This window comes from Nocardia nepalensis, assembly GCF_048910785.1.
Lineage (GTDB): Bacteria > Actinomycetota > Actinomycetes > Mycobacteriales > Mycobacteriaceae > Nocardia > Nocardia nepalensis.
In genome coordinates this window covers 128,294-149,464 of the sequence record NZ_JBKBET010000037.1, presented here as the reverse complement: position 1 = coordinate 149,464, position 21,171 = coordinate 128,294, and the positions used below count along the sequence as shown (strand labels likewise).

Genomic DNA, 21,171 nt, shown 5'->3' with positions numbered 1-21,171 from the left:
TCGTGAACACCGAGGTTGTCCCGGTCGTAATAGTCGGCGCGGGTCCTACCGGTCTCACCGCGGCCACTTTGCTGGCGCGATACGGCATCGAATCGGTGGTGCTGGAACGCTGGGAAGGCGTCTTCCCGCAGCCGCGGGCGGTACATCTCGACGGCGAAATCCGCCGGATCCTGGAGCGACTCGGAGTCGGTGCCGACTTCGACGCCATTACGCGACCGGCCCTCGGGCTGCGCCTGCTCGACCGGAAGATGCGGGTGCTGACCCAATTCGATCGCGATCCGGCGGGCGGGCGAAATGGTTATCCCGAGGCGAATCTGTTCGATCAGCCGGAACTGGAAGCGATTCTGCGCGCCAACCTGGCACGGCACCCGCGGGCCACCCTCCGAGGGAACGTCGAGGTTGTCCGCCTCGCCGAGGAGACCGATTGTGTCCGAGTCGATTTCACCGACCGGATCACCGGCGCATCGGAGACGGTGCGGGCGCGATACGTGCTCGGCTGCGACGGCGCCAATAGCCTGGTGCGCACCGCCATCGGCGCGCATATGCGGGATCTGAAATTCGAACAGCGCTGGCTCGTCGTCGACGTCGCGACCACCGTCGAACTCGACCAGTGGGACGGCGTGCACCAGGTGTGCGATCCGGTGCGCGCGGCCACCTATATGCGCATCGGAAAGACCCGCTACCGCTGGGAATTCCGGCTCCGGCCGGGCGAAACCGCCGCCGACTACCCGGATATCGCGCGGCTGCACCCGCTGATCCGGCCGTGGACCGCCGACACCGCGGCCGCCGACCTCGAACTCGTCCGGGTAGCCGAGTACACCTTCCGCGCCCAACTCGCCGATCGCTGGCGCCGACGGCGGATATTCATCCTCGGCGACGCCGCGCACCTCACCCCACCGTTCGTCGGGCAGGGCATGGGCGCCGGACTGCGCGACGCGGCCAACCTCACGTGGAAGCTGGCCGGTGTACTACACGGCGAACTACCCGACAGCGTCCTGGATACCTACGAATCCGAGCGAAAACCGCACGCACGAGCCATGATTCGCTTGGCCGAGCTGACCGGCATGACCATGACCAGCGGGGGCGAACTCGGCTATCGCCTGCGCCGCCTGCTCGCACCGCATCTGCGCCGCGTCCCCGGCCTCACCAGCCTGGTCACCAGCGGCGAAACCCCGCCGCTGCACCGCACGGAACTGGTCGCACCGCACCGCCTTTCCCGCCTCGCGGGCCGATTGGTCCCGAACCCCACCCTCGAGGACGGCCACCGACTCGACGATCACATCGCCGACCGCTTCGCGATCATCACCACGACAACCCCGTCACCACAACACCGGGCACTCATCGAGCGACACGGTGCCGCCTTGGTGATCGCGCACCCGGGCACCGACCTGCACCGCTGGCTACGCCGAACCCGAGCCATCCTGGTCCGCCCCGACGGCACCGTACAACGCAGCGCCCGAACCCTCGCCACCCTCTGCGCCGCCCTACCGCGCTTCACCGGTCGCCCGTGATCGCGAAGATCGAGCGCGGCCATCCGTGCACCGCACCTCTCATCGCCGGGTAGCGAACGGTTGGTCAGCCGGGGCGTCGCCCTGTGCTGTCCAGTCCGAGCTGCGCGCAGGCCAAGAGGGCGACCTCGAGTTCGAGCCGATTCTCGGTTACCGGGTGGCCGAGGATGTCCTCGGCTTTGCGGACTCGATAGTGGACGGTGTTCTTGTGCACGTGCATGCGGGTGGCGGCGTCGGTGAAGCTGCCCCGGGCGTCGAGGAAGATCTGCACGGTTTCCCGCAGCCGCGCGGTCGCCTCATCGTCGCGCATGAGGTCACCGAGCACTCGATGTGCGAAGGTCCTGACGTCGGCGAGGTGGTCGATCAGCAAGCTGGCCAGGGCGACCCGGGAATGCAGCGTGAGCTGACGGTCGAGGTGGGTGGTCGCGATGGCGACGCCGCGGGCGCGTTGTGCGTCGTGGAAGGTGCGGCGGAATCCGTCGAGCCCGGTGCCGGGTTCCCCGACCGCCATGCGCAGTGCAGGCCGCGTGCGCAACTCGCTGTCGAGCCGGCCGGCGTCGAGGGTGGGTTTGCCGGTCGAGGAGATCCAGGCCCAGCAATTCTGTTCGTCGACGGTGACCGTCAGTGCGGACTTTCCGGTGGCCGCGGACAGCATGGCCGCGCCAGCGCGCAGTAGGCCGCCCGGATCGGGGGAGCCCGGCGGTATCCAGATGATGGCGGCGAGGTGCCAGCCGCGCAGTGAGGTGGCCAGCATCTGTTCGGCCGATGCCAGATCCAGTTCATCGGTGTCGAGCACGGCGCGGATCTGTGCGGCGCGGGTCGCGTCGGAGCGGGCGTCCCAGCGGCGACGCTCGGCCTCGTAGATGTCGATGATTCCCTCGATGATCTGGTCTATGTAGCTGTTGACCAGCAGCGCGATCCGGCTCATCGTCACCAGTGCCTCGTCGGCGGTCCGTTCGGATCCGCGCAGGGTCGTCATGGCCTGCTGCAGGAACATGTGCTCGCCGAGGCGGTAGGCGCGCAGGAGTGCTTCCAGGGACAGATCGTGCTGGGCGAATCGGCGGGCGTATTCGGCGGCGGCCGGTGGCACGGTGATGTCGTCGAGGGAGATGCTCAGGGTCAGCATGTCGAGGATGGCGACCAGATTGGAGGACGTGCTCGCGACCATCAGCCGCCGCACCTCGCTATCGTGCCGGAACTCCGGGATCACCTCGGTGAACATCGAGGTCATCTCGACGGTCAAGGGCTCGAGATCGGCCTTGATCCGTCCCGCGACATCGCGCACGATCGGGTCCACGCTGGCACTCATAGCCGGACAGTAACCGACGGCGCGGTCGGGTTCGGCCGCATTCCGGAACCCTTTGTGCTGGCGGTACAAAGCCGTCGGCGAATTCTGGAGTACGGGCCCGTAGTCGGCGACTCGCCCGATGCCTACCGTTGAATGTAATACCGATCACATCCCGCGAATCAAATGGTGAGGAAATCGTGCACCGCATCGCCGAATTACCGGATGTCCGAGCCGACCGGAACCCGACCGGTCCCTGCATCGCGGATGACCGTGAACAATTGGACAACCAGACATTTGTGAAACGCGTCCGCGCGGCCGCCGCTGTTTTATCCGAGCATGGAATCGGGCCCGGAGATGTCGTCGCGGTGGTGCTGCCGAATCGCCTGGAATTGGTGATAATTCTGTTCGCCGCGTGGCGTCTGGGTGCCGCGGTTACCCCGGTCAATCCGGACCTGACCTACGACGAGGCCCGATATCAAGTCGAGGATTGCGCGGCCACAGTGGTTATCACCGAGGGCGGGCGCGGCGTCGGGACGCTGGACGTGGCCGATGTCGCCGCAGGTGCGCAAGACGCGGACACCATCGTCACCGACTCCGTCGCGGCGGATGCGCTGGCGCTGATCATCTATACGAGCGGCACGACCGGGCGACCCAAGGGCGTCATGCTCGATCACGGCAATATCGCCGCGATGTGCGCGATGGTCATCGACGCGGTGCGCCTGGACGAGACCGACCACAGTCTGCTGATCCTGCCGCTGTTCCACGTCAACGGGATCGTGGTGAGCGTGCTGTCACCGCTGCTCGCGGGCGGCCGCGCGACCATCGCGGGCCGGTTCTCCGCGTCGAGTTTCCTTGATGCCGTCGAACGCGTCCGGCCGACCTACTTCTCCGCGGTACCCGCGATCTACGCGATGCTGGTGTCCCAACCGGAACAGCCGCGCCGTGACATCTCATCGCTGCGCCGGGCGATCTGCGGCGCCGCGCCGATGCCCGCCGAATTGATCGCACGCTTCGAAACCCGTTTCGGGGTGCCGATCATCGAGGGCTACGGGCTGTCGGAGGGCACCTGCGCCTCGACACTGAATCCGCCTGCGGGGCAACGGAAGCCGGGGACGGTCGGGCTCCCGCTGCCGGGGCAGTCCGTCGCGGTCATGGATCCCGATGGCAACGTGCTCGACGACGGATCCTCCGGCGAGGTGGTGGTACGCGGCCCGAATGTCATGCGCGGCTATCTCGGGCAGCCCGAGGCGACCGCGCGAACGATCGTCGATGGCTGGCTGCACACCGGCGACGTCGGGCGCTTCGATGCCGACGGCTACCTGGTGTTGGTGGACCGGATCAAGGACATGATCATCCGCGGTGGGGAGAACATCTACCCCAAGGAGATCGAGAACGTCCTGCACGCGCACCCGGGTGTGCTGGAAGCGGCCGTGGTCGGGGCGCCCGATCCGGTGCTGGGCGAGGTGCCCCGCGCGCATGTCGTGCCATTGCCCGGTTCGGCGGTCACCGTCGCCGAACTGATCGAGCACTGCGCGCGGTCGCTGGCCCGTATCAAGGTGCCGGTATCGATCTTCCTCACCGACGCACTGCCCAGAAATCCCGTGGGGAAGATCGATAAACGAAAACTCCGAGCACTCGCGCCGAGTGCATAGCAGATTTCTCACGTAATCCGTAATTCTCCGGGATTTCGGACGCGGCCCGCGCATACCCGAAATCCCTGCCGTTGAAAGGTTCGAACAATGGGATTCAAAGAGGCGGACTTCCCGCCGGTCGATGTGGAGACATTTCTCGACAAACCGCTCATGGAGCGCATGAAAGCACTGGCCCTGCACTGGGTGGAATACGGATTCGGCACGCCGAAGATGATCCACACCATCTACATGGTCAAGGTGCTGATCCTCTACATTCTCGGCGGTACCGCGGTGGTGACCTGGACCTCCGGGGTCGGCCCGTTCTGGGATGTGGCGCAGTGGTGGAACCAGCCGATCGTCTACCAGAAGCTGATTCTGTGGACGGTGCTGCTGGAGGCGATCGGCCTCGCCGGGTCCTGGGGGCCGATCGCCGGGAAATTCAAGCCGATGATCGGCGGCGTCCTGTTCTATGCCCGGCGCGGCGCCATCCGGCTGCGGCCGTGGCGGCGGGTGCCGTTCACCGGCGGTGACCACCGCACGGGCGTGGATGTGCTGCTGTATCTGGCCTTCCTGGCGAGTCTGCTGGTGCCGATCCTGCTGCCGGGAGTACCGAGCTCTTCGCTGAGTGCCGCGGTGCCCGACAACACCTCCGGTCTCGTACAGCCGACGTTGCTGATCGCGCCGATCGTGCTGTACGTGCTGTGCGGGCTGCGGGACAAGACGATCTTCCTCGCCGCCCGAGGTGAGCAGTACCTGCCCGCCCTGGTGTTCTTCGCGGTGTTGCCATTCGTCGACATGATCATCGCCGCGAAACTGTTGATCTGCGTCGTGTGGATCGGGGCCGGGGTGTCGAAGTACGGCCACCACTTCACCAATGTCGTATCGGCGATGACCTCGAACGGTCCGTGTGTGCCGTTCAAGAGCATCAAGCGGCGGTACTACCGTGACTTCCCGCGCGATATCCGGCCATCGAAACTGGCCTCGCTCACCGCGCACGTCGGCGGTTCGGCCGTGGAAATCGCCACCCCGCTGGTACTGCTGTTCTCCACCGATCGCTGGGTCACCCTGGTGGCGGTGGCGCTGATGGTGGTGTTCCACCTGACGATCATCTCGATGTTCGCGCTCGCGGTACCGCAGGAGTGGAATGTCATCTTCGGCTATCTGACCGTCTTCCTGTTCCTCGGCTTCCCCGCGGGGGACGGCTATGCCGTCACCGATATGTCGTCGCCGTGGGTGACCGTCGCGATCGTCGCGGCGCTCGTCTTCTGCCCGATCCTGGGCAATCTGCGTCCGGACCTGGTGTCCTTCCTGCCGTCGATGCGCCAGTACGCGGGCAACTGGGCCTCGGCACTGTGGGCCTTCGCGCCCGGTGCGGAGGAGAAGTTGAACGCACTGCCGCACCGCCCCACGCAGAACCAGGTCGACCAGTTGCAGGCCATGGGCTACCCGCCGGCGGTCGCCGAGATCACCATGCAGCAGACCATCGCCTGGCGGTCCATGCACAGCCAGGGCCGTGGTCTGTTCTCCCTGCTGCTGAAGCACATCCCCGATATCGACCGCTGGACCGTGCGCGAGGCCGAATTCGGTTGCAACTCGCTGATCGGATTCAACTTCGGCGACGGCCACCTGCACAACCTCGACCTGATCAACGCCGTGCAGTCCCGGATCGGATTCGAGCCCGGCGAATGGATCGTCGTCTGGGTCGAATCACAGCCGATCCATCGGGGTATCCAGGCGTATCAGGTGATCGACGCGGCGCTCGGCGTCATCGAACGCGGCACCTGGCGGGTCCGTGACGCGGTGGCGGCACACCCGTGGCTGCCCGACGGCCCGATTCCGCTCCAGGTCGGCTGGCGGCGCGAGGAAGCGTTCCAGGCGCTGCACCGCAGGCCCGAACCGGAATCGGAGATGGCTTCATAACGCTTGCGCCCCAACAGTTTCCGGGAAGGACATCGGATGAGTACAGCATCGCGCGGCGATTCGGTGAGCGGTGGTGGCCGGGCGACGGATGGGCGTACCGCCATCGTCGTCGGCAGTGGACCGAATGGCCTGGCCGCCGCGATCACGCTGGCCAGGGCCGGTGTCCAGGTGACCGTGCTGGAGGCGGCCGATGAGATCGGCGGCGGCACCCGGTCGAGCGAGGCGATCCTGCCCGGGCTCGTGCACGACCACTGTTCGGCCGTCCATCCGATGGCCGTCGGATCGCCCTTCCTGCGAAGCCTGGATTTGCAGCGCTACGGGCTGCGGTGGGCGTGGCCGGAAATCGACTGCGCCCACCCCCTCGACGGCGGACGGGCCGGCGTCCTGCACCGCTCGGTCGCCGAGACCGCCGCCGGGCTCGGCGCCGACGGCAGGGCTTGGCGGCTGCTATTCGACCGTCCGGTCGCCGCCTATGACCGGTTCGGCGCGGACATCATGCGCCCGCTGCTGCGGCTGCCCCGGCATCCGATCAGCCTGGCCCGCTTCGGAATTCCCGCCATGGCATCGGCATCGCTGGTGGCCGAGATCTTCCACACCGTGCAGGCGCGGGCTTTGTTCGGCGGGGTCGCCGCGCACGCGTTCCACCCACTGCACCGACCACTGAGCGCCAGCATCGGGCTCGGCATTCTCACCGCGGGGCACCGGCACGGCTGGGCGGTCGCCGTCGGCGGCGCACAGCGCATCACCGACGCGATGGCCGCGCTGCTGGTCGACCTCGGCGGGAAGATCGAGACCGGGGTGCGCGTGCGGTCGCTGTCGCAGTTGCCGCCCACGGATGTCACCGTGTGGGATCTGGCGCCCACCGCGGTCGCCGATATCATCGGTGACCGGCTTCCGTCACGAATCACCAAGGCGTACCGGCGATTCCGCTACGGCCCCGGCGCGTTCAAGGTCGACTTCGCCGTCGAGGGCGGGGTTCCGTGGACGGCGGAGCCCGCCCGCCGCGCCGGCACCGTGCATCTGGGCGGCACCTTCGCCGAAATCGCCGACACCGAACGAGAAATCCACGCCGGGCGCATGCCCGAGCGGCCGTTCGTCCTGGTCGGCCAGCAATACCTCGCCGACCCCCAGCGTTCGGTCGGGACCGTGCACCCGGTGTGGACCTATGCCCACGTCCCGAACGGCTACACCGGCGACGCCACCGAGGCGATCATCACCCAGATCGAACGCTTCGCCCCGGGCTTCCGCGACCGCATCGTCGGCGCCATCGTTCGCACGGCCCCGGGTTTCGCCGAATACAACCCCAACTACGTCGGCGGCAACATCATGACGGGTGCCAAAGACATCCCCCAACTCGTCTTCGGACCGCGAAAAACCCTGCAGCCCTACGATATCGGGCTGTCGGGCCACTACCTGTGCTCCGCCGCCACCCCACCGGGCCCCGGTGCGCACGGTATGTGCGGAGCCAACGCCGCCGCCCGCGCCTTGCGGCGCTTGAACCGTTGATCGGAGTCTTCCCGCGCTTTGAGCCACCAAAAAGGAATCGGCCCCGGGAGCATCTCTCGGGGCCGATCCACAACGTGCCGACTCCCGCTCAGATACGTCCGGCGTTGGCCGCGGCCAGGAAGTCGTTCCTGATAATCCTGCCGTCGCCGTCCCTGTCGAGGGTGTCGAACAAGGCCATGATGTCGTCGGGCGCCTTGCCCTCGTTCTCATAGTGATCGAAGAACTCTTCGCGGCTGACGAAGCCGTCGGAGTCGGTGTCCATGGTCTCGAATGCGATGAGAATGTCCCTGTTATCCATCCGGTTCTTCTCCCAACTTCTAGGCGGGTGGCGGGTGTGCCACTCCGCGAGGACAGGTGGTCGATCCGTACTGGAAAAACGAACCCATCAAGGGTAGGGCATGGCGGATTTCGCCGTGGAGCAATTCGTCGATTTTCGACGCCTACCGCCAACGGCGCAGTAGCTGGGGCTTCGGCCCGGAAGTTGAACTTGACGTCAGAATCGAATACCGTTACGACCTAACTGCCGCGGAATACGAGGTGACTTCCGAACATGGACACACGCAATCTGCTGGACGAATGGCTGCGGCTGGGCAGCCGCCAGGTCGCGACGAATGGAATCGAGTTGCGCGTCGTCGAATACGGCGACGGCCCCGCGGTGGTGTTCTGCCACGGCTTTCCCGAACTCGGATTCTCTTGGCGTCACCAGGTTTTCGCACTCGCCGAGGCCGGTTTCCGGACGTTGACTCCGGACATGCGCGGATACGGCGGCAGCTCGCGCCCCGACCGGATCGAGGACTACGACATCGCCGCGCTGTGCGCCGATCTCGTCGGTGTACTCGACGAGGCCGGTGTGGACGACGCGATCTTCGTCGGCCATGACTGGGGCGCGTCGGTGGTCTGGCAGTTGGCCATTCGGCATCCCGATCGCGTGCGGGCCATCGCGGGCCTGAGTGTTCCGGCCACCGCGCGATCGGCGGCGCCGCCGTTATCGATACTGAGGTCCCGGCTGGGCGATGACTTCTACATGTGCTGGTTCCAGGAACCGGGCGTCGCCGACGCGGCGCTCGCGTCGGACGTGCGCCGCACCCTGTTGCAGGACGAGGTCATGAGCGCCCGGGATCTGCTGGACGGCAACGGTTCCGAGATGGCCGTTCCGGCCTGGCTGAGCGAGGCCGAACTCGGTTACTACATCGAGACTTTCACGACTACCGGGTTCACCGGCGGGCTCAACTACTACCGCAACCTCGACCGCAACTGGGAACACAGCGCGCACCTGGCCGATGCGAAGATCAACCAGCCGACGCTGTTCATCGCCGGATCGCAGGACGCCGTCATCCGGTTCACCCCGGCCGCCAAGATGACCTCCGTGCTATCCGATCTGCGGACGTCGGTCATCCTGGACGGCGCGGGACACTGGATTCAACAGGAACGCGCCGCCGAAGTCAGCGCCGCACTGATCGATTTCGCCCGCAGTCTCGGCTGAGTCGTCGCGGCTTACCGCACGCCGGTCTCGATCGCCTGCCGATAGCCGCGCTGGTGCGGGAATCCGAGGTCACCCTGGATCACTCGGATCGCCAACGGTGCGGCGAGGGCAAGCCGGCGCGCACACCCTGCCTCGCCGATCGCTTCGTACGGATAGACCGTGCGTCATTCGAAGTAGCGGCGCGGATTGCGCACCAGGATCGCGTCGATATCGTCCTCGGTAAGTCCCCGCGCGATCAGGGCCGGAATCACATCCGCACTGATGTGGCGGTAGTTCCATCGCGGCGCCACCTGGGCTTTGGCGTCCGGATCGAACCAGTCGATGTGGCACGCGGCGTCATGGGCGATGACGATCTTGTCCAGGTAGCCGCGCCGCACCAGTTCGACGATGGTGTCGATCCGATCCTCGAACGGCAGCAGGACGTCGAGCCCGAATCGGTCCATGCCGAGCAGCGATCCCGCGTCGGCGAGTTCGGTGAGGTAGTCGAGGTCGGTGGAGTCGCCGGAGTGGCCGATCACCACCCGGCTCAGATCCGCACCTTCCTCGGCCAGCACCTTCTGCGCCACCAGCCCGGATCCGGTGTGCGGATTGGTGTGCACGGTGATCGGCGCACCCGTCTGCGCCGAGGCCTGCCCGACCGCGCGCATAACGCGTTCGACGCCGGGCGTCAGTCCGGGTTCCTCGATGGCGCACTTGAGGAATCCGGCGCGCACACCGGTATCCGCGATGCCCTCGGTGAGATCCTTGACGAACATTTCCACCATCGGCTCCGGCCGGTCGAACAGCAAACCCGGTCCGGTGTAATGGAATTGGAAGGGCACGTCATTGTAGGTGTAGATCCCGGTGGCGGCGATGATCCGCAAATCCGTTCTGGCCGCGATCTTCTGGATGCGCGGTAGGTACCGCCCCAGTCCCAGGACGGTCGGGTCGAGGATGGTGTCGATGCCGAGGGATTTCAACTCGTCGAGTTGTTCGACGGCGTCGTCGACGCGGGCGTCCTCGTCCCAATCGGCATAGTTCTGCCGGAATTCCTCGCCGAGCACGAAGACGTGCTCGTGCACCAGGACGCGGCCGAGTTCGGCGGAGTCGACGGTTCCGGTCACAGTCGGTACAGCGGTCATCGCGATGCCTTGTCTGTGAAGAGGTTCGGATCGAGAGCGCGTTTGAGGATCTTGCCGGTGGCACCCTTGGGCAGCTGGTCGGTGAAGGCGAATCGGTGCGGCACCTTGTATGCGGACAGCCGCTCCTTGGCCCAGGACCGCAGCTGCGCCGGATCGAGTTCGGCCCCGGGGGTGGTGGCGACGACCGCGGCGACCTCCTCGCCGTAGTGGTCGTCGGGCAGGCCGATCACCGCGACTTCGACGATTTCCGGATGCTGGTACAGCACCTCCTCGACCTCGCGCGGGTAGACGTTGTACCCGCCGCGAATGATGAGATCCTTTGCGCGGTCGACGATGTAGACATAGCCGTCGGCGTCGACGCGACCCAGATCGCCGCTCTTCAACCAGCCGTCGGACAAATCGGCGGCGGTGGCATCGGGTCGGTTCCAATACCCCTTCATGATGCTCGGGCCGCGCAGGAAGATCTCGCCGACGGTATCGGCGGGCAGCGCCTTTCCGTCCGGATCGCGAACCTCGATCGAGGTCCCGGGTAGGGCGGCGCCGACCGATCCCACCCGCTGTTCGCGATCGAGCGGATTGTAGGTCGCCGCGCCGGTGGATTCGGTGAGCCCGTAACCCTCGAGGATGGTGCAGCCGAAGCGATCCGAGAAGGCCCGGATCACCTCACCGGGCAGTGACGCTCCGCCGGATGCCGCCAGCCGCAGGCTCGCGAAATCCGCCGCGCCGTAGTCACCGGCGGCGTGCAGCATGGCGTTCCACATGGTCGGCACACCGGCGACGTGGGTGAGCTGCTGGTCGCGGATCATCGCGATCATGGCCCGCGGTTCGAATGGCGTCACCATGGCGAACGATGCGCCCGCGTGCAGCGCGGTGAGCAGGCACACCGCCTGCCCGAAGACATGGAACAGCGGCAGCCCGGTGCCGAAGCGATCCTCCGGGCCGAGTTGCAGCTGATCGGTGAAGATGCCGGCGGTCTCGGTCAGATTGGCGACGGTGAGCTCGACGCCCTTCGGTTTGCCGGTGGTTCCCGAGGTGTAGAGCAGCACCGCGGTGTCGTCGGCGCGGCGGCGCACCGGTTCGGCCACGGGCTCGGTCGGCTCGGCGTGCGCGCCCGGTGCGAGCACGAGCAACGGCAGATTCCGTTCGGTGGCCGCCTGATGTGCGGCCTCCCGCGCGCTGTGCCACGCGATGACCACCCGCGCGCCGGAATCATCGAGCACGTAACCGATTTCGGGAGCGGTGGCCATGGTGTTCATGGTGATGGCGATGGCGCCGATGAGTTGCGCGCCCAGATAGGCGACGACGAATTCGCCGACGGTGGGCGCCACCAGCAGCACCCGGTCACCTACGCCGACACCGGATTCGCGCAGCATGCCGCCGTAAGCCGCACTGCGCCGGGCCAATTCGCCGTAGGAGAGCTGTGTGTCCGCGGTGCGCAACGCGATGGCGTCGGGGCGTTCGGCGGCGTGCTGCCAGCACCGGTCGGCGACATTGGTCGGCTGATCCGATGCGGGCGGGGAAGCCGGATTCGCAGGCATGGCTTGCTCCAGATTGATGAGTGGGCGAGAACTGATGTGACTCAGGCCACGTCAGTGGGTCGGACGCTACTTGAATTTGGCGTCATGTTCAATAGATGTTGCGCCGATCCCGGTTGACTCGCCGTGCCCCTCGCGGCGTCGTGGGGCCGGGGGAGCGGCGTGCGCTGTTACGATCCACGACGTCAGCGAGCCAGACGACAGCGAGTGAGGCCGTGAACGCCCAGGAAGCCACCGAGGACCAGTCCGGTCGGGTGCCCCCACGTAGCAAGCGTGGCATGCGCACCAGGTCCGCACTGGTGAGCGCGGCGCGTGAGGTGTTCGAACGCGACGGGTTCCTCGATGCCAGGATCAGTGACATCTCCAAGGCTGCCGGGGTCGCGTCCGGATCGTTCTACACCTATTTCGACAGCAAGGAAGAGATCTTCACCGCGGTCGTCGAGCAGGTGCGCGAGGAAATGCTGCACCCCCACATTCGGGAGCGGGTCGGCATCGACGACCCGCGCGAGCTGATCGCCGCCGCCAATCGCGAGTATCTGCTGTCGTATCGGCGCAATGCGCGGCTGATGGCCGTGCTGGAGCAGGTGTCGAAGATCGACGAGAAGTTCCGGGTGCTGCGCTTCGAGCGCGGCATGGCATTCGTCGATCGCAATGCCGAGATGATTCGAAATCTGCAGGATCGTGGCCTGGTGGACGCCGAGTTGGATGCCGAAGTCACGTCGCTGGCCTTGTCGAGCATGGTGAGTCGCATGGCGTACTTCGTCTTCGTCGAGGGGCGCAAGGTCTCCTTCGAGAAGCTGGTGAAAACGCTGAATCAATTGTGGTTCAACGCTCTTCAGCTGAAGGAAGCTCGCTGAGCGAGCTCCACCACGCGGCCGCTCGGTCATTCGTGTGACCCGTATCACGCGTCGCGCATCCACACTTGAACTTGACGTCGGAATCAAGTTCGGTGACGCTGGGGCACGCATGTCAGCATCAGAGAGGCTTACGAAATGGGTCGTTTCGACGGAAAGACGGCGATCGTCACCGGAGCCAGTCGCGGTATCGGGCTGGCCATCGCGCAGCGGCTGGTGTCCGAGGGGGCGCGGGTCTGTGTGACCGCCCGCAAGAAGGACGCGCTGGACGCGGTGGTCGCCGAACTCGGCGGACCCGAGCGCGCCATCGCCGTCGCGGGACGAGCCGACGACGTCGAGCATCAGACCGAGGCCATCGACCGCACGCTGGAGACCTTCGGTTCGGTCGACTTCCTGGTCAACAATGCCGGTATCAATCCGGCGTACGGGCCGATGGTCGAACTCGACCTGGCGGCCGCCCGCAAAGTCTTCGAGGTGAACTGCCTGGCCGCGATCTCCTGGGTGCAGCAGGCGCATAAGGCCTGGCTGGGCGAGCACGGCGGCTCGGTGGTCAATGTCGCGTCGGTGGCCGGAATCAAGCCCGCGCCCGGCATCGGGTTCTACGGGGCAACCAAGGCGATGCTGGTGCACATCACCCAGGAACTGGCGGTCGAACTCGGCCCGTCGATCCGGGTGAACGCCATCGCGCCCGCGGTGGTGAAGACACAATTCGCCACCGCGCTCTACGACGGCCGCGAGGAGCAGGTCGCCCAGGCCTATCCGCTCAAGCGCCTCGGCGTGCCCAAGGACATCGGCAGTGTCGCCGCCTTCCTGCTTTCCGACGACGCGGCATGGTTGACCGGCCAGCTGATCGTCGTCGACGGCGGCGTCACCCTCACCGGAGGCGTGGCGTGAAGGCTTGGCGGGTAACGGAATTGGGCGAACCGGCGCAGGTGCTGCGGCCGGTCGAACTGGACGATCCGACGCCCGGTCCTGGTCAGGTGGTGGTGCGGACCCGCGCCGCGGCGGCGAACTTCCCGGATGTGCTGATGTGCCGGGGTGAGTACCAGATCAAGCCGGAGCTGCCGTTCACTCCAGGGGTCGAGCTGTGCGGTGCGGTGGTCGCGGTCGGTGCCGGCGTCGACCGCATCGCGGTCGGCGACCGGGTGCTGGGCGGTGCGGCGCTGCCATCGGGCGGGTTCGCGGAACTCGCGGTCATGGACGCGGCCGATGTATTTCCCGCCCCGGCCTCGCTCGACGATGCCGAGGCCGCCGCATTCTTCATCGGCTACCAGACGGGCTGGTTCGGGCTGCATCGGCGCGCTGGCCTGCGGGCGGGGGAGACGCTGCTGGTGCACGCGGCCGCCGGTGGAGTCGGCAGCGCGGCAGTGCAATTGGGCAAGGCGGCCGGGGCCCGGGTGATCGGGGTGGTCGGCAGCGCGGCCAAGGCCGAGGTGGCGCGGGCGCTCGGCGCCGATATCGTGGTGGATCGCAGTGCGCAGGATTTCGTGCCGATTGTGCAGGATGCCACCGGCGGACGCGGTGCCGACGTGGTGTACGACCCGGTCGGCGGCGAGGTGTATCAGCGGTCCACCAAATGCATCGCCTTCGAGGGCCGTATCGTGGTCGTCGGCTTCGCGGGCGGGCAGATCCAGTCCGCCGCGCTCAATCACGCACTGGTGAAGAACTACTCGATCCTCGGCCTGCACTGGGGCCTGTACCGCGGCAAGGACCCGCAGGCGGTACGCGACTGCCACCAGGCGTTGACCGGGCTGGCCGAGCGAGGTTTGGTGAAACCGCTGATCGGCGAGCGGCTGCCGCTCGACGATGTGGCCGCCGGACTGCAGCGACTCGCCGACGGCAAGACCGTCGGCCGGGTCGTCTTCGAACCATAAACGGCGACAACCGAATTCGACAAGGGAGAATAATGAGCAGTGAGACAACCCGTACCGCCATCGTGACCGGCGCCGCGCGCGGCATCGGCGCGGCCACCGCCAAGCGGCTGGCGGCGGATGGATTCGCCGTGGCGGTCCTGGATCTCGATGAGCAGGCCTGCAAAAACGTTGTCGGCGAGATCGAATCGGCCGGCGGCCGGGCACTCGCCGTTGGCGCGAACGTCGCCGACGAACAGGCCGTCGCCGCGGCGGTGGAGCGGGTCGCCGCCGAACTGGGCGCGCCGACCGTGCTGGTGAACAACGCGGGCATCATCCGCGACAACATGCTGTACAAGATGAGCGTCGACGACTGGGACGCGGTCATGGGCGTACATCTGCGCGGATCCTTCCTGATGAGCCGCGCGGTGCAGAAGCATATGACGGAGGCGGGTTGGGGCCGCATCGTCAATCTCTCCAGCACCTCCGCGCTCGGCAACCGCGGCCAGGCCAACTACGCCGCCGCCAAGGCCGGATTGCAGGGATTCACCAAGACTCTCGCGATCGAACTCGGCAAATTCGGGGTCACGGTGAACTCCGTCGCCCCGGGCTTCATCGAAACCGAGATGACCGCCGCCACCGCCGAGCGCATGGGTGTCTCGTTCGAGGAGTTCAGCAAGACCCTGGTGGCGCGGATTCCGGTGGGGCGCGTAGGCAAGCCCGAGGACATCGCGCACACGGTGTCGTTCTTCGTCAGCGAGGGCGCATCGTATGTCACCGGTCAGGTGCTCTACGTCGCCGGCGCACCGACGGTCTGAGGAGCGAATATGAAGGTATTCAACGGAATCGGCGAACTCGAGCAGGCCGTCGGCACCCATCTCGGCTACAGCGAATGGCACACCGTGACCCAGGAGCAGATCGATCTGTTCGCCGAGGCCACCGGTGACCGTCAATGGATTCACGTCGATCCGGAGCGGGCCGCGCAGGGGCCGTTCGGCACCACCATCGCCCACGGCTATCTGACCCTGTCGCTATTGCCGCTGCTGGTCTCGCAGGTGTATCGCGTCGACGGGCTGAAGATGGGAATCAACTACGGCTGCAACAAGGTTCGGTTCCCGTCACCGGTGCCGTCCGGCAGCCGGGTGCGGGCGGGGGTGGAGCTGGCGAAGCTCGAGCCGACCAGCGCCGGGGTCCAGGTGACGGCCCGGGTGACCATCGAACGCGAGGGCGGCGACAAGCCCGCCTGTGTTGCCGAGGCGCTGTCGGTGCTCGTGCCCTGAACATCGGAGTGACCGTCGGGCTCGGCGGTCACTTCGATCGAGCGGATATGTGAAACGGCCTGTCTCCCTGGTGGTACCGGGAGGCAGGCCGTTTCCCTGTGGTCACTGGGATCGTGCGAATAGCGAAATGGCCTGCCCCCGGCGATATCGGGAGGCGGGCCGTTTCACGTTGGTCACGGGGATCGTGCGAATAGCGAAATGGCCTGCCCCCGGCGATATCGGGAGGCAGGCCACTTCAGGTGGGTCACTTCGATCAAGCGAATAGCGAAAAAGCCTGTCCCCGTGACGATGTCGGGAGGAAGGCCGTTTCGTCTCAGAACCCGGCTTCGGTGGCGATTCGGTCGGCGGTTTCGGCGAGTCCGTCGACCAGATCGGTAGTCGGAATACCCGCGGCCGCACGGTTGCGCGGATCGTCGAGGGTGCGGCGGTACACCCCCTCGGCAATGACGGCGAGCTTCCACAGGCCGAGCGCATGCCAGAACCCGAGTGCCCGCCGATCGCGTCCGGTGATCGAGAGATACTCCTCGACCAGTTCGGCGCGGGACGGAAACCCTGGAAGCGTGCACATTTCCGCGCCCGGAATGGCCGCCTCGCCGGCCATCGGCCAGTAGGCGAGCAGACTGCCGACATCGGCCAGCGGATCGCCGAGGGTGCACAGTTCCCAGTCGAGTACGGCGGCGATCGCACCCGTCTCCGGCGTGGTGATCACATTGCGCAGGTTGTAATCGCCGTGCACGAGCGCGAGTTCGCGCTGTTCGGGAACGGCGGCCCGGAGCCGCTCGGTGAGGCGGTCCAGCAACGGCAGGTCCCGTGTCTTCGACTTCTCCCACTGTGCCGACCACCGCTTGAGCTGTCGCTCCGCATACGGTTTATGACTGGCCAGGTCGATCAGCGCGGTGGCTTCCAGGTCGACGGCGTGGATGCCGGCCAGCGTTCGCACCAGTGACAGTCCCGCGCTGCGGCGCAGGTCGGGGGTGAGTCGTTCGGCGGTCTCGACCCCATCGATGACCAGTCCGTCGACGAATTCCATCAGCACGAGCGCGATCTCACCCTCGTGCCGGACATCGTGGACACGCGGCACCGGTACATCGGTGGGCGCGAGGGCCGAGATGACGCGGGCCTCCCGCGCCACATCGTGCGCGGAGGCCAGCAGGTGGCCCAGCGGCGGACGCCGCAATACCCAACGCCGCCCGTCCGCATCGGTGATCAGGAAGGTCAGATTGGACTGGCCGATCCCGACCCGCTCGGCCCGCACCGGCGCGGTACACGCCGAACCGAGCGAGGACACCCAGTCCGCGAACGCGGCCGCGTCGATATCGAAGCCGGTCGCGTCCGCGTTGGGCTGAATGATCCCGTGACTTGTCTGCATTCGTTCCTGCCCGTCCTACGCCCCGGCCCTGAACTTACCGAGTTCGGCGCGCGCGATGGCCCGTTTGTGTACTTCGTCCGGACCGTCGGCCAGACGCAGCGTGCGCAGGTGCGCGTACATGCTCGCGAGCGGGAAGTCATCGGTGACGCCGGCCCCGCCGTGCACCTGGATCGCCCGGTCCACGATCCGCAGCGCCATCTCCGGTGCGGCGATCTTGATCGCCGCGATCTCGACCTGGGCCGCCTTATTGCCCACGGTGTCCATCATCCAGGCGGCCTTGAGGGTCAGCAGCCGTGCCTGCTCGATATCGACGCGGGCCTCGGCGATCCAGTCCTGGATATTGGCGCGCTCACTCAGCTTCTGCCCGAAGGTGATTCGCGATTCGGCGCGGGCGCACATCAGCTCCAGCGCGCGTTCGGCCATACCGATGGCACGCATGCAGTGGTGGATGCGGCCGGGACCGAGCCGGGCCTGGCTGATGGCGAAACCCTCGCCCTCGCCCTTCAGCACATCGGTGACCGGGACCCGCACATCGGCGAAGTCGATCTCGGCGTGGCCCTCGCGGTCGGCGTAGCCGAATACCGGAAGATTGCGCATGACCGTGACGCCGGGTGCGTCGATGGGCAGCACCATCATCGACTGCTGCCGGTGCTTGGGCGCGTCCGGATCGGTCTTGCCCATCACGATGAGCACCTTGCAGTTCTTGTGTAAAGCGTTGGAGGCGAACCACTTCCGGCCGTTGAGCACGTAGTGGTCGCCGTCGCGTTCCATGCGCAGCTGGATATTGGTGGCGTCGGAGCTGGCCACGGCGGGCTCGGTCATGGCGAAGGCGGAGCGGATGGTGCCGTTCAGCAGCGGTTCCAGCCAGCGCTCCTTGTGCTCCTGGGTGCCGAAGAGCGTGAGCACCTCCATATTGCCGGTGTCGGGGGCGGAGCAGTTGCACGCTTCTGGTGCCAGGTGCGGGCTGCGGCCCATGATCTCGGCCAGCGGTGCGTATTCCAGGTTGGTCAGGCCCGGACCCCATTCGGGATGCGGGTGGAAGAGGTTCCACAGGCCGCGGGCGCGGGCCTCGGTCTTGAGATCCTCGACAATCCGCGGATGGTGGTGCGGATCGCCGGACGCCGCCATCTGCTTCTCGTACTCCGACTCGGCCGGGTATACGCATTCGTCCATGAAGGCGCGCAGATCGCGTTGGTACTGCTGGGTCCGCTCGGACGTGGTGAACAGGTCCATCGAGGCTCCGATCGTCGGTGCGAGCTGTCGAAACCGACTGCGCCGCAAGGTGGGTGGATCAGCTGGGGTTTTGTAGCGCGGGCCACAACCGGGCCGCCGTCGATGCGGCGTCGCGGTGCACGATGCCGCCGAGTCCGAGCAGTTCGGCCGCGGTGATGTTCTGCTCGAGGTCGTCGACCATGATGGTCTGCCCCGGCGCGACACCGAGCCGTTCGCAGCCGATGAGATAGGCCCGGCGCGACGGTTTGCGGGTACCGATATCCGCGGAGATGGTCACCGCGTCGAACATGGTCGGCAGGTCGAAGCCCGCGTAGCAGTCGTCGCCGAGCGAATTCGACAGCAGGCCGACGCGATAGCCCGCCGCGCGGACATCCGCGACCAGCCGGATCATCTCCGGGTCGGGAAGCAGCCGGGACTGGATGCGATCGACCAGGCCGGCATCGTCGATATCGACGCCGTGTGCGCGCAGTCGCCGCGCGAACCCTGCCTCGAATTCACGCTGACCGATGCGGCCCTCTTCGTGATCCACCAGCAGCGCACTGCTTTCCGGATCGCGGGTGAGCAGTCGCAGCGGTAGCCGCGGGTCACCCAGCTCGGCACCGAATTCGGCGAAGGCGGCGAGCACGGCGGTGGTGAGCACCCCGCCGAAGTCGAACAGCACTGCGGTGCGCCCGGTCATTCGAGCGACCTCCGGTAGCGCTGCATGCCCGCGATCCACCGGTCATGGTCGGAGACCTTGCGGTGCAGGAATTCTCGGACCTCCGCATGCGGCAGCACGAGGAAGCGTTCGGCCTCGATCGCCTCGATCACCCGATCGGCCACGTCGAGGGGAGCCAGCACCGCCCCGGCTCCGGTGACGGCGCGGGTGGCCAGATCGCCGTCGGATCCGCCGTCCGTGCCGAGTCCGGTGAGCAGGGCGGTATCGACACCCATCGGACACAGGCAGCTGACCCGCACACCGCGATCCCCGTAGGTCACCGACAGCCATTCGGCGAACCCGACGGCCGCGTGCTTGGAGACCGTGTAGGTGGCCGAACCGATCTGGGTGAGCAGTCCCGCCGCCGATGCGGTGCTCACGAAGTAGCCGCCGCCGCGCTCCAGCCAGCCGGGCACGAGCAACCGCGCCGCCCGCACGTGGGCCAGGGTGTTGACCTCGAGTGCTTGCTCCCACTGCGGCTCGGTGGCGTCCAGTCCGGGCCCGCCGCCGATACCGGCGTTCGCGAAGAACATATCGACGGGGCCGAATTCGGTTGTCGCGGTGTCGATGAGCGCACGGAGATCGGATTCGGATGCGGCGTCACCGGTCTGCCCGACGACCGCGCCGGGGAACTTGTCGGCCAGCAGACCTGTGGTCGCCGTGAGCCGGTCGGCGTCGCGGTCGGTGATCAGGACCCGGGCTCCGTGCTCGAGCAGGCGTTGCGCGATGGCCGCGCCGATGCCGCCCGCGGCGCCGGTGACGATCGCGACCGCGTTTTCCACGTGCATCAGTTCTCCTCGGTATTCAGACGGACCAGCATCTTGCCGGTATTGGCGCCGCGCAGCAGGCCGAGGAAGGCATCGACGGCATTGTCGATGCCTGTCAGCACCGTGGTGGGGACGCGCAGACTGCCGTCGCGTACCCAGTCCGCCGCGAGCGCCGCGTACTCCGGTGCGAGGTCATTGTGGTCGGTGACGATAAAGCCGCGCAACGACAGTCGGCGCACCACCGCCAGCGCCAGATTCTGCGGGCCGGGCGGCGGGGTTGCGGCGTTGTACCCGGCGACGGCTCCGCACAGCGCGATTCGGCCGAAGTCGCGCATCGAGCCGATCGCCGCCTGCAAATGGTCCCCGCCGACATTGTCGAAGTAGACGTCGATGCCGTCCGGGGCTGCCTCGTGCAACCGTTTCCCCAGACTGCCCGCCCGGTAGTCGATCGCGGCGTCGTAGCCGAACTCCTCGACCAGCCGCCGCGCCTTCTCCGGACCACCCGCCGACCCGATGATCCTGGCCGCACCGAAGTGCCTGGCCACCCGACAGGCGGCCAGACCGACGGCTCCCGCCGCGCCCGAGATGAACACGACATCACCCGGACGGACCGGCGCGATTTCCTTCAGACCCACATACGCCGTCAGTCCGGGAATGCCGAGGGGACCGAGATAGGCCTCGGCCGGGACCAGCGCGGTATCGACCACGCGCGCCTTTTCGGAGTCCAGCAGGGCGTACTCCCGCCACCCGAGATCGTGCAGCACAGTCGCGCCGACGTCGATTCCCGGTACACCCGAGGCGACGACGGTACCGACCGCCCCGCCGTCCATCGGCTTGTCGAGCCGGAACGGCGGAATGTAGGACTTCACGTCGTTCATGCGGTTGCGCATATACGGATCGACCGACATCCAGTCATTGCGCACCAGCAACTGCCCGCTGCCCGGATCGGGGACATCCGTGGTCGCCATCCGAAAATCGGATGGTGCGGGTTCGCCGGTGGGCCGGGCCACCAGATGCACCTCTCGGCTCTTCACGAGCGGAAACCTCCATGTTCATGCGCGACCGTGCGTCCAGGGCCGGTTGCCGGATAGCTCAGAGGTTAATTGAAGTTGACGTCGGATTCAATTGC

Annotated in this window: 19 protein-coding genes; 10 read left to right on the top strand and 9 right to left on the bottom strand. The window is 66.8% G+C overall.

Annotated features, from left to right (window positions below; all coding sequences use genetic code 11):
• Positions 1-2: 2 nt before the first annotated feature.
• Positions 3-1,511, top strand: coding sequence for a bifunctional 3-(3-hydroxy-phenyl)propionate/3-hydroxycinnamic acid hydroxylase MhpA (gene mhpA, locus ACHQ4I_RS32325; RefSeq protein ID WP_420775670.1), 1,509 nt, complete (start codon positions 3-5; stop codon positions 1,509-1,511).
• A gap of 64 nt (positions 1,512-1,575) precedes the next feature.
• Here the strand turns inward: mhpA and ACHQ4I_RS32320 are convergent, their stop codons facing one another.
• On the bottom strand, positions 1,576-2,817 hold the full coding sequence (locus ACHQ4I_RS32320) for a PucR family transcriptional regulator (RefSeq protein WP_420775669.1): 1,242 nt from the start codon (positions 2,815-2,817) through the stop codon (positions 1,576-1,578).
• A 176-nt stretch (positions 2,818-2,993) separates the two neighbouring features.
• Between ACHQ4I_RS32320 and ACHQ4I_RS32315 the strand changes: the two genes are divergently transcribed.
• The 3 genes from ACHQ4I_RS32315 (at position 2,994) to ACHQ4I_RS32305 (ending at position 7,853) form a co-directional block, all read left to right on the top strand.
• Positions 2,994-4,448: a class I adenylate-forming enzyme family protein gene (locus ACHQ4I_RS32315; protein WP_420775668.1), complete on the top strand. Its 1,455-nt coding sequence runs from the start codon at positions 2,994-2,996 to the stop codon at positions 4,446-4,448.
• Between the two features lie 87 nt (positions 4,449-4,535).
• Positions 4,536-6,347 carry a DUF3556 domain-containing protein gene (locus tag ACHQ4I_RS32310; RefSeq protein WP_420775667.1) on the top strand — a complete coding sequence of 604 codons (1,812 nt, stop codon included), beginning with the start codon at positions 4,536-4,538 and terminating at the stop codon, positions 6,345-6,347.
• A 36-nt stretch (positions 6,348-6,383) separates the two neighbouring features.
• Positions 6,384-7,853 (top strand): phytoene desaturase family protein, encoded by a 1,470-nt coding sequence (locus tag ACHQ4I_RS32305; protein ID WP_420775666.1) that lies wholly within the window; start codon positions 6,384-6,386, stop codon positions 7,851-7,853.
• 88 nt (positions 7,854-7,941) lie between these two features.
• Here the strand turns inward: ACHQ4I_RS32305 and ACHQ4I_RS32300 are convergent, their stop codons facing one another.
• Positions 7,942-8,151, bottom strand: coding sequence for an EF-hand domain-containing protein (locus tag ACHQ4I_RS32300; protein ID WP_420775665.1), 210 nt, complete (start codon positions 8,149-8,151; stop codon positions 7,942-7,944).
• A gap of 252 nt (positions 8,152-8,403) precedes the next feature.
• Here ACHQ4I_RS32300 and ACHQ4I_RS32295 point away from each other — a divergent pair, with 252 nt between their 5' ends.
• Positions 8,404-9,336: an alpha/beta fold hydrolase gene (locus tag ACHQ4I_RS32295; protein WP_420775664.1), complete on the top strand. Its 933-nt coding sequence runs from the start codon at positions 8,404-8,406 to the stop codon at positions 9,334-9,336.
• A 164-nt stretch (positions 9,337-9,500) separates the two neighbouring features.
• Here ACHQ4I_RS32295 and ACHQ4I_RS32290 read toward each other — a convergent pair whose 3' ends face one another.
• Complete coding sequence (locus ACHQ4I_RS32290) at positions 9,501-10,457, bottom strand: phosphotriesterase family protein (RefSeq protein WP_420775663.1); 957 nt, start codon at positions 10,455-10,457, stop codon at positions 9,501-9,503.
• A complete protein-coding gene (locus tag ACHQ4I_RS32285; protein WP_420775662.1) occupies positions 10,454-11,995 on the bottom strand; it encodes a long-chain-fatty-acid--CoA ligase in 1,542 nt (513 codons plus the stop codon). Before ACHQ4I_RS32285 ends, ACHQ4I_RS32290 begins: the two co-directional genes overlap by 4 nt.
• 212 nt (positions 11,996-12,207) lie before the next feature.
• Between ACHQ4I_RS32285 and ACHQ4I_RS32280 the strand changes: the two genes are divergently transcribed.
• The 5 genes from ACHQ4I_RS32280 (at position 12,208) to ACHQ4I_RS32260 (ending at position 15,976) form a co-directional block, all read left to right on the top strand.
• On the top strand, positions 12,208-12,849 hold the full coding sequence (locus tag ACHQ4I_RS32280) for a TetR/AcrR family transcriptional regulator (RefSeq protein WP_420775661.1): 642 nt from the start codon (positions 12,208-12,210) through the stop codon (positions 12,847-12,849).
• Positions 12,850-12,984: 135 nt separating this feature from the next.
• A complete protein-coding gene (locus ACHQ4I_RS32275; RefSeq protein WP_420775660.1) occupies positions 12,985-13,740 on the top strand; it encodes an SDR family oxidoreductase in 756 nt (251 codons plus the stop codon).
• Positions 13,737-14,720 (top strand): NADPH:quinone oxidoreductase family protein, encoded by a 984-nt coding sequence (locus tag ACHQ4I_RS32270; protein WP_420775659.1) that lies wholly within the window; start codon positions 13,737-13,739, stop codon positions 14,718-14,720. The genes ACHQ4I_RS32275 and ACHQ4I_RS32270 overlap by 4 nt, the downstream gene beginning before the upstream one ends.
• 32 nt (positions 14,721-14,752) lie before the next feature.
• On the top strand, positions 14,753-15,514 hold the full coding sequence (gene fabG / locus ACHQ4I_RS32265; protein WP_420775658.1) for a 3-oxoacyl-ACP reductase FabG: 762 nt from the start codon (positions 14,753-14,755) through the stop codon (positions 15,512-15,514).
• Between the two features lie 9 nt (positions 15,515-15,523).
• A complete protein-coding gene (locus ACHQ4I_RS32260; protein WP_420775657.1) occupies positions 15,524-15,976 on the top strand; it encodes a MaoC family dehydratase in 453 nt (150 codons plus the stop codon).
• Between the two features lie 313 nt (positions 15,977-16,289).
• On the opposite strand, the gene ACHQ4I_RS32255 is transcribed toward ACHQ4I_RS32260, so the two are convergent.
• Genes ACHQ4I_RS32255 through ACHQ4I_RS32235 form a run of 5 tightly spaced genes read right to left on the bottom strand, consistent with a single transcriptional unit; the run spans position 16,290 to position 21,076 of the window.
• Complete coding sequence (locus tag ACHQ4I_RS32255; RefSeq protein WP_420775656.1) at positions 16,290-17,345, bottom strand: phosphotransferase family protein; 1,056 nt, start codon at positions 17,343-17,345, stop codon at positions 16,290-16,292.
• A 15-nt stretch (positions 17,346-17,360) separates the two neighbouring features.
• Positions 17,361-18,578 (bottom strand): acyl-CoA dehydrogenase family protein, encoded by a 1,218-nt coding sequence (locus ACHQ4I_RS32250; RefSeq protein ID WP_420775655.1) that lies wholly within the window; start codon positions 18,576-18,578, stop codon positions 17,361-17,363.
• A 58-nt stretch (positions 18,579-18,636) separates the two neighbouring features.
• Positions 18,637-19,257 carry an HAD family hydrolase gene (locus ACHQ4I_RS32245; protein ID WP_420775654.1) on the bottom strand — a complete coding sequence of 207 codons (621 nt, stop codon included), beginning with the start codon at positions 19,255-19,257 and terminating at the stop codon, positions 18,637-18,639.
• Complete coding sequence (locus ACHQ4I_RS32240; RefSeq protein WP_420775653.1) at positions 19,254-20,063, bottom strand: SDR family oxidoreductase; 810 nt, start codon at positions 20,061-20,063, stop codon at positions 19,254-19,256. The genes ACHQ4I_RS32245 and ACHQ4I_RS32240 overlap by 4 nt, the downstream gene beginning before the upstream one ends.
• A complete protein-coding gene (locus ACHQ4I_RS32235; RefSeq protein WP_420775652.1) occupies positions 20,063-21,076 on the bottom strand; it encodes an NADP-dependent oxidoreductase in 1,014 nt (337 codons plus the stop codon). Before ACHQ4I_RS32235 ends, ACHQ4I_RS32240 begins: the two co-directional genes overlap by 1 nt.
• Positions 21,077-21,171 lie beyond the last annotated feature (95 nt).

Coding starts and splice junctions, on each gene's coding strand:
- ACHQ4I_RS32295 (WP_420775664.1), top strand. CDS start 8,404: ATGGACACACGCAATCTGCTGGACGAATGGCTGCGGCTGGGCAGCCGC.
- ACHQ4I_RS32310 (WP_420775667.1), top strand. CDS start 4,536: ATGGGATTCAAAGAGGCGGACTTCCCGCCGGTCGATGTGGAGACATTT.
- ACHQ4I_RS32285 (WP_420775662.1), bottom strand. CDS start 11,995: ATGCCTGCGAATCCGGCTTCCCCGCCCGCATCGGATCAGCCGACCAAT.
- ACHQ4I_RS32260 (WP_420775657.1), top strand. CDS start 15,524: ATGAAGGTATTCAACGGAATCGGCGAACTCGAGCAGGCCGTCGGCACC.
- ACHQ4I_RS32250 (WP_420775655.1), bottom strand. CDS start 18,578: ATGGACCTGTTCACCACGTCCGAGCGGACCCAGCAGTACCAACGCGAT.
- ACHQ4I_RS32275 (WP_420775660.1), top strand. CDS start 12,985: ATGGGTCGTTTCGACGGAAAGACGGCGATCGTCACCGGAGCCAGTCGC.
- ACHQ4I_RS32290 (WP_420775663.1), bottom strand. CDS start 10,457: ATGACCGCTGTACCGACTGTGACCGGAACCGTCGACTCCGCCGAACTC.
- ACHQ4I_RS32245 (WP_420775654.1), bottom strand. CDS start 19,257: ATGACCGGGCGCACCGCAGTGCTGTTCGACTTCGGCGGGGTGCTCACC.
- ACHQ4I_RS32305 (WP_420775666.1), top strand. CDS start 6,384: ATGAGTACAGCATCGCGCGGCGATTCGGTGAGCGGTGGTGGCCGGGCG.
- ACHQ4I_RS32240 (WP_420775653.1), bottom strand. CDS start 20,063: ATGCACGTGGAAAACGCGGTCGCGATCGTCACCGGCGCCGCGGGCGGC.
- ACHQ4I_RS32255 (WP_420775656.1), bottom strand. CDS start 17,345: ATGCAGACAAGTCACGGGATCATTCAGCCCAACGCGGACGCGACCGGC.
- ACHQ4I_RS32300 (WP_420775665.1), bottom strand. CDS start 8,151: ATGGATAACAGGGACATTCTCATCGCATTCGAGACCATGGACACCGAC.
- fabG (WP_420775658.1), top strand. CDS start 14,753: ATGAGCAGTGAGACAACCCGTACCGCCATCGTGACCGGCGCCGCGCGC.
- ACHQ4I_RS32320 (WP_420775669.1), bottom strand. CDS start 2,817: ATGAGTGCCAGCGTGGACCCGATCGTGCGCGATGTCGCGGGACGGATC.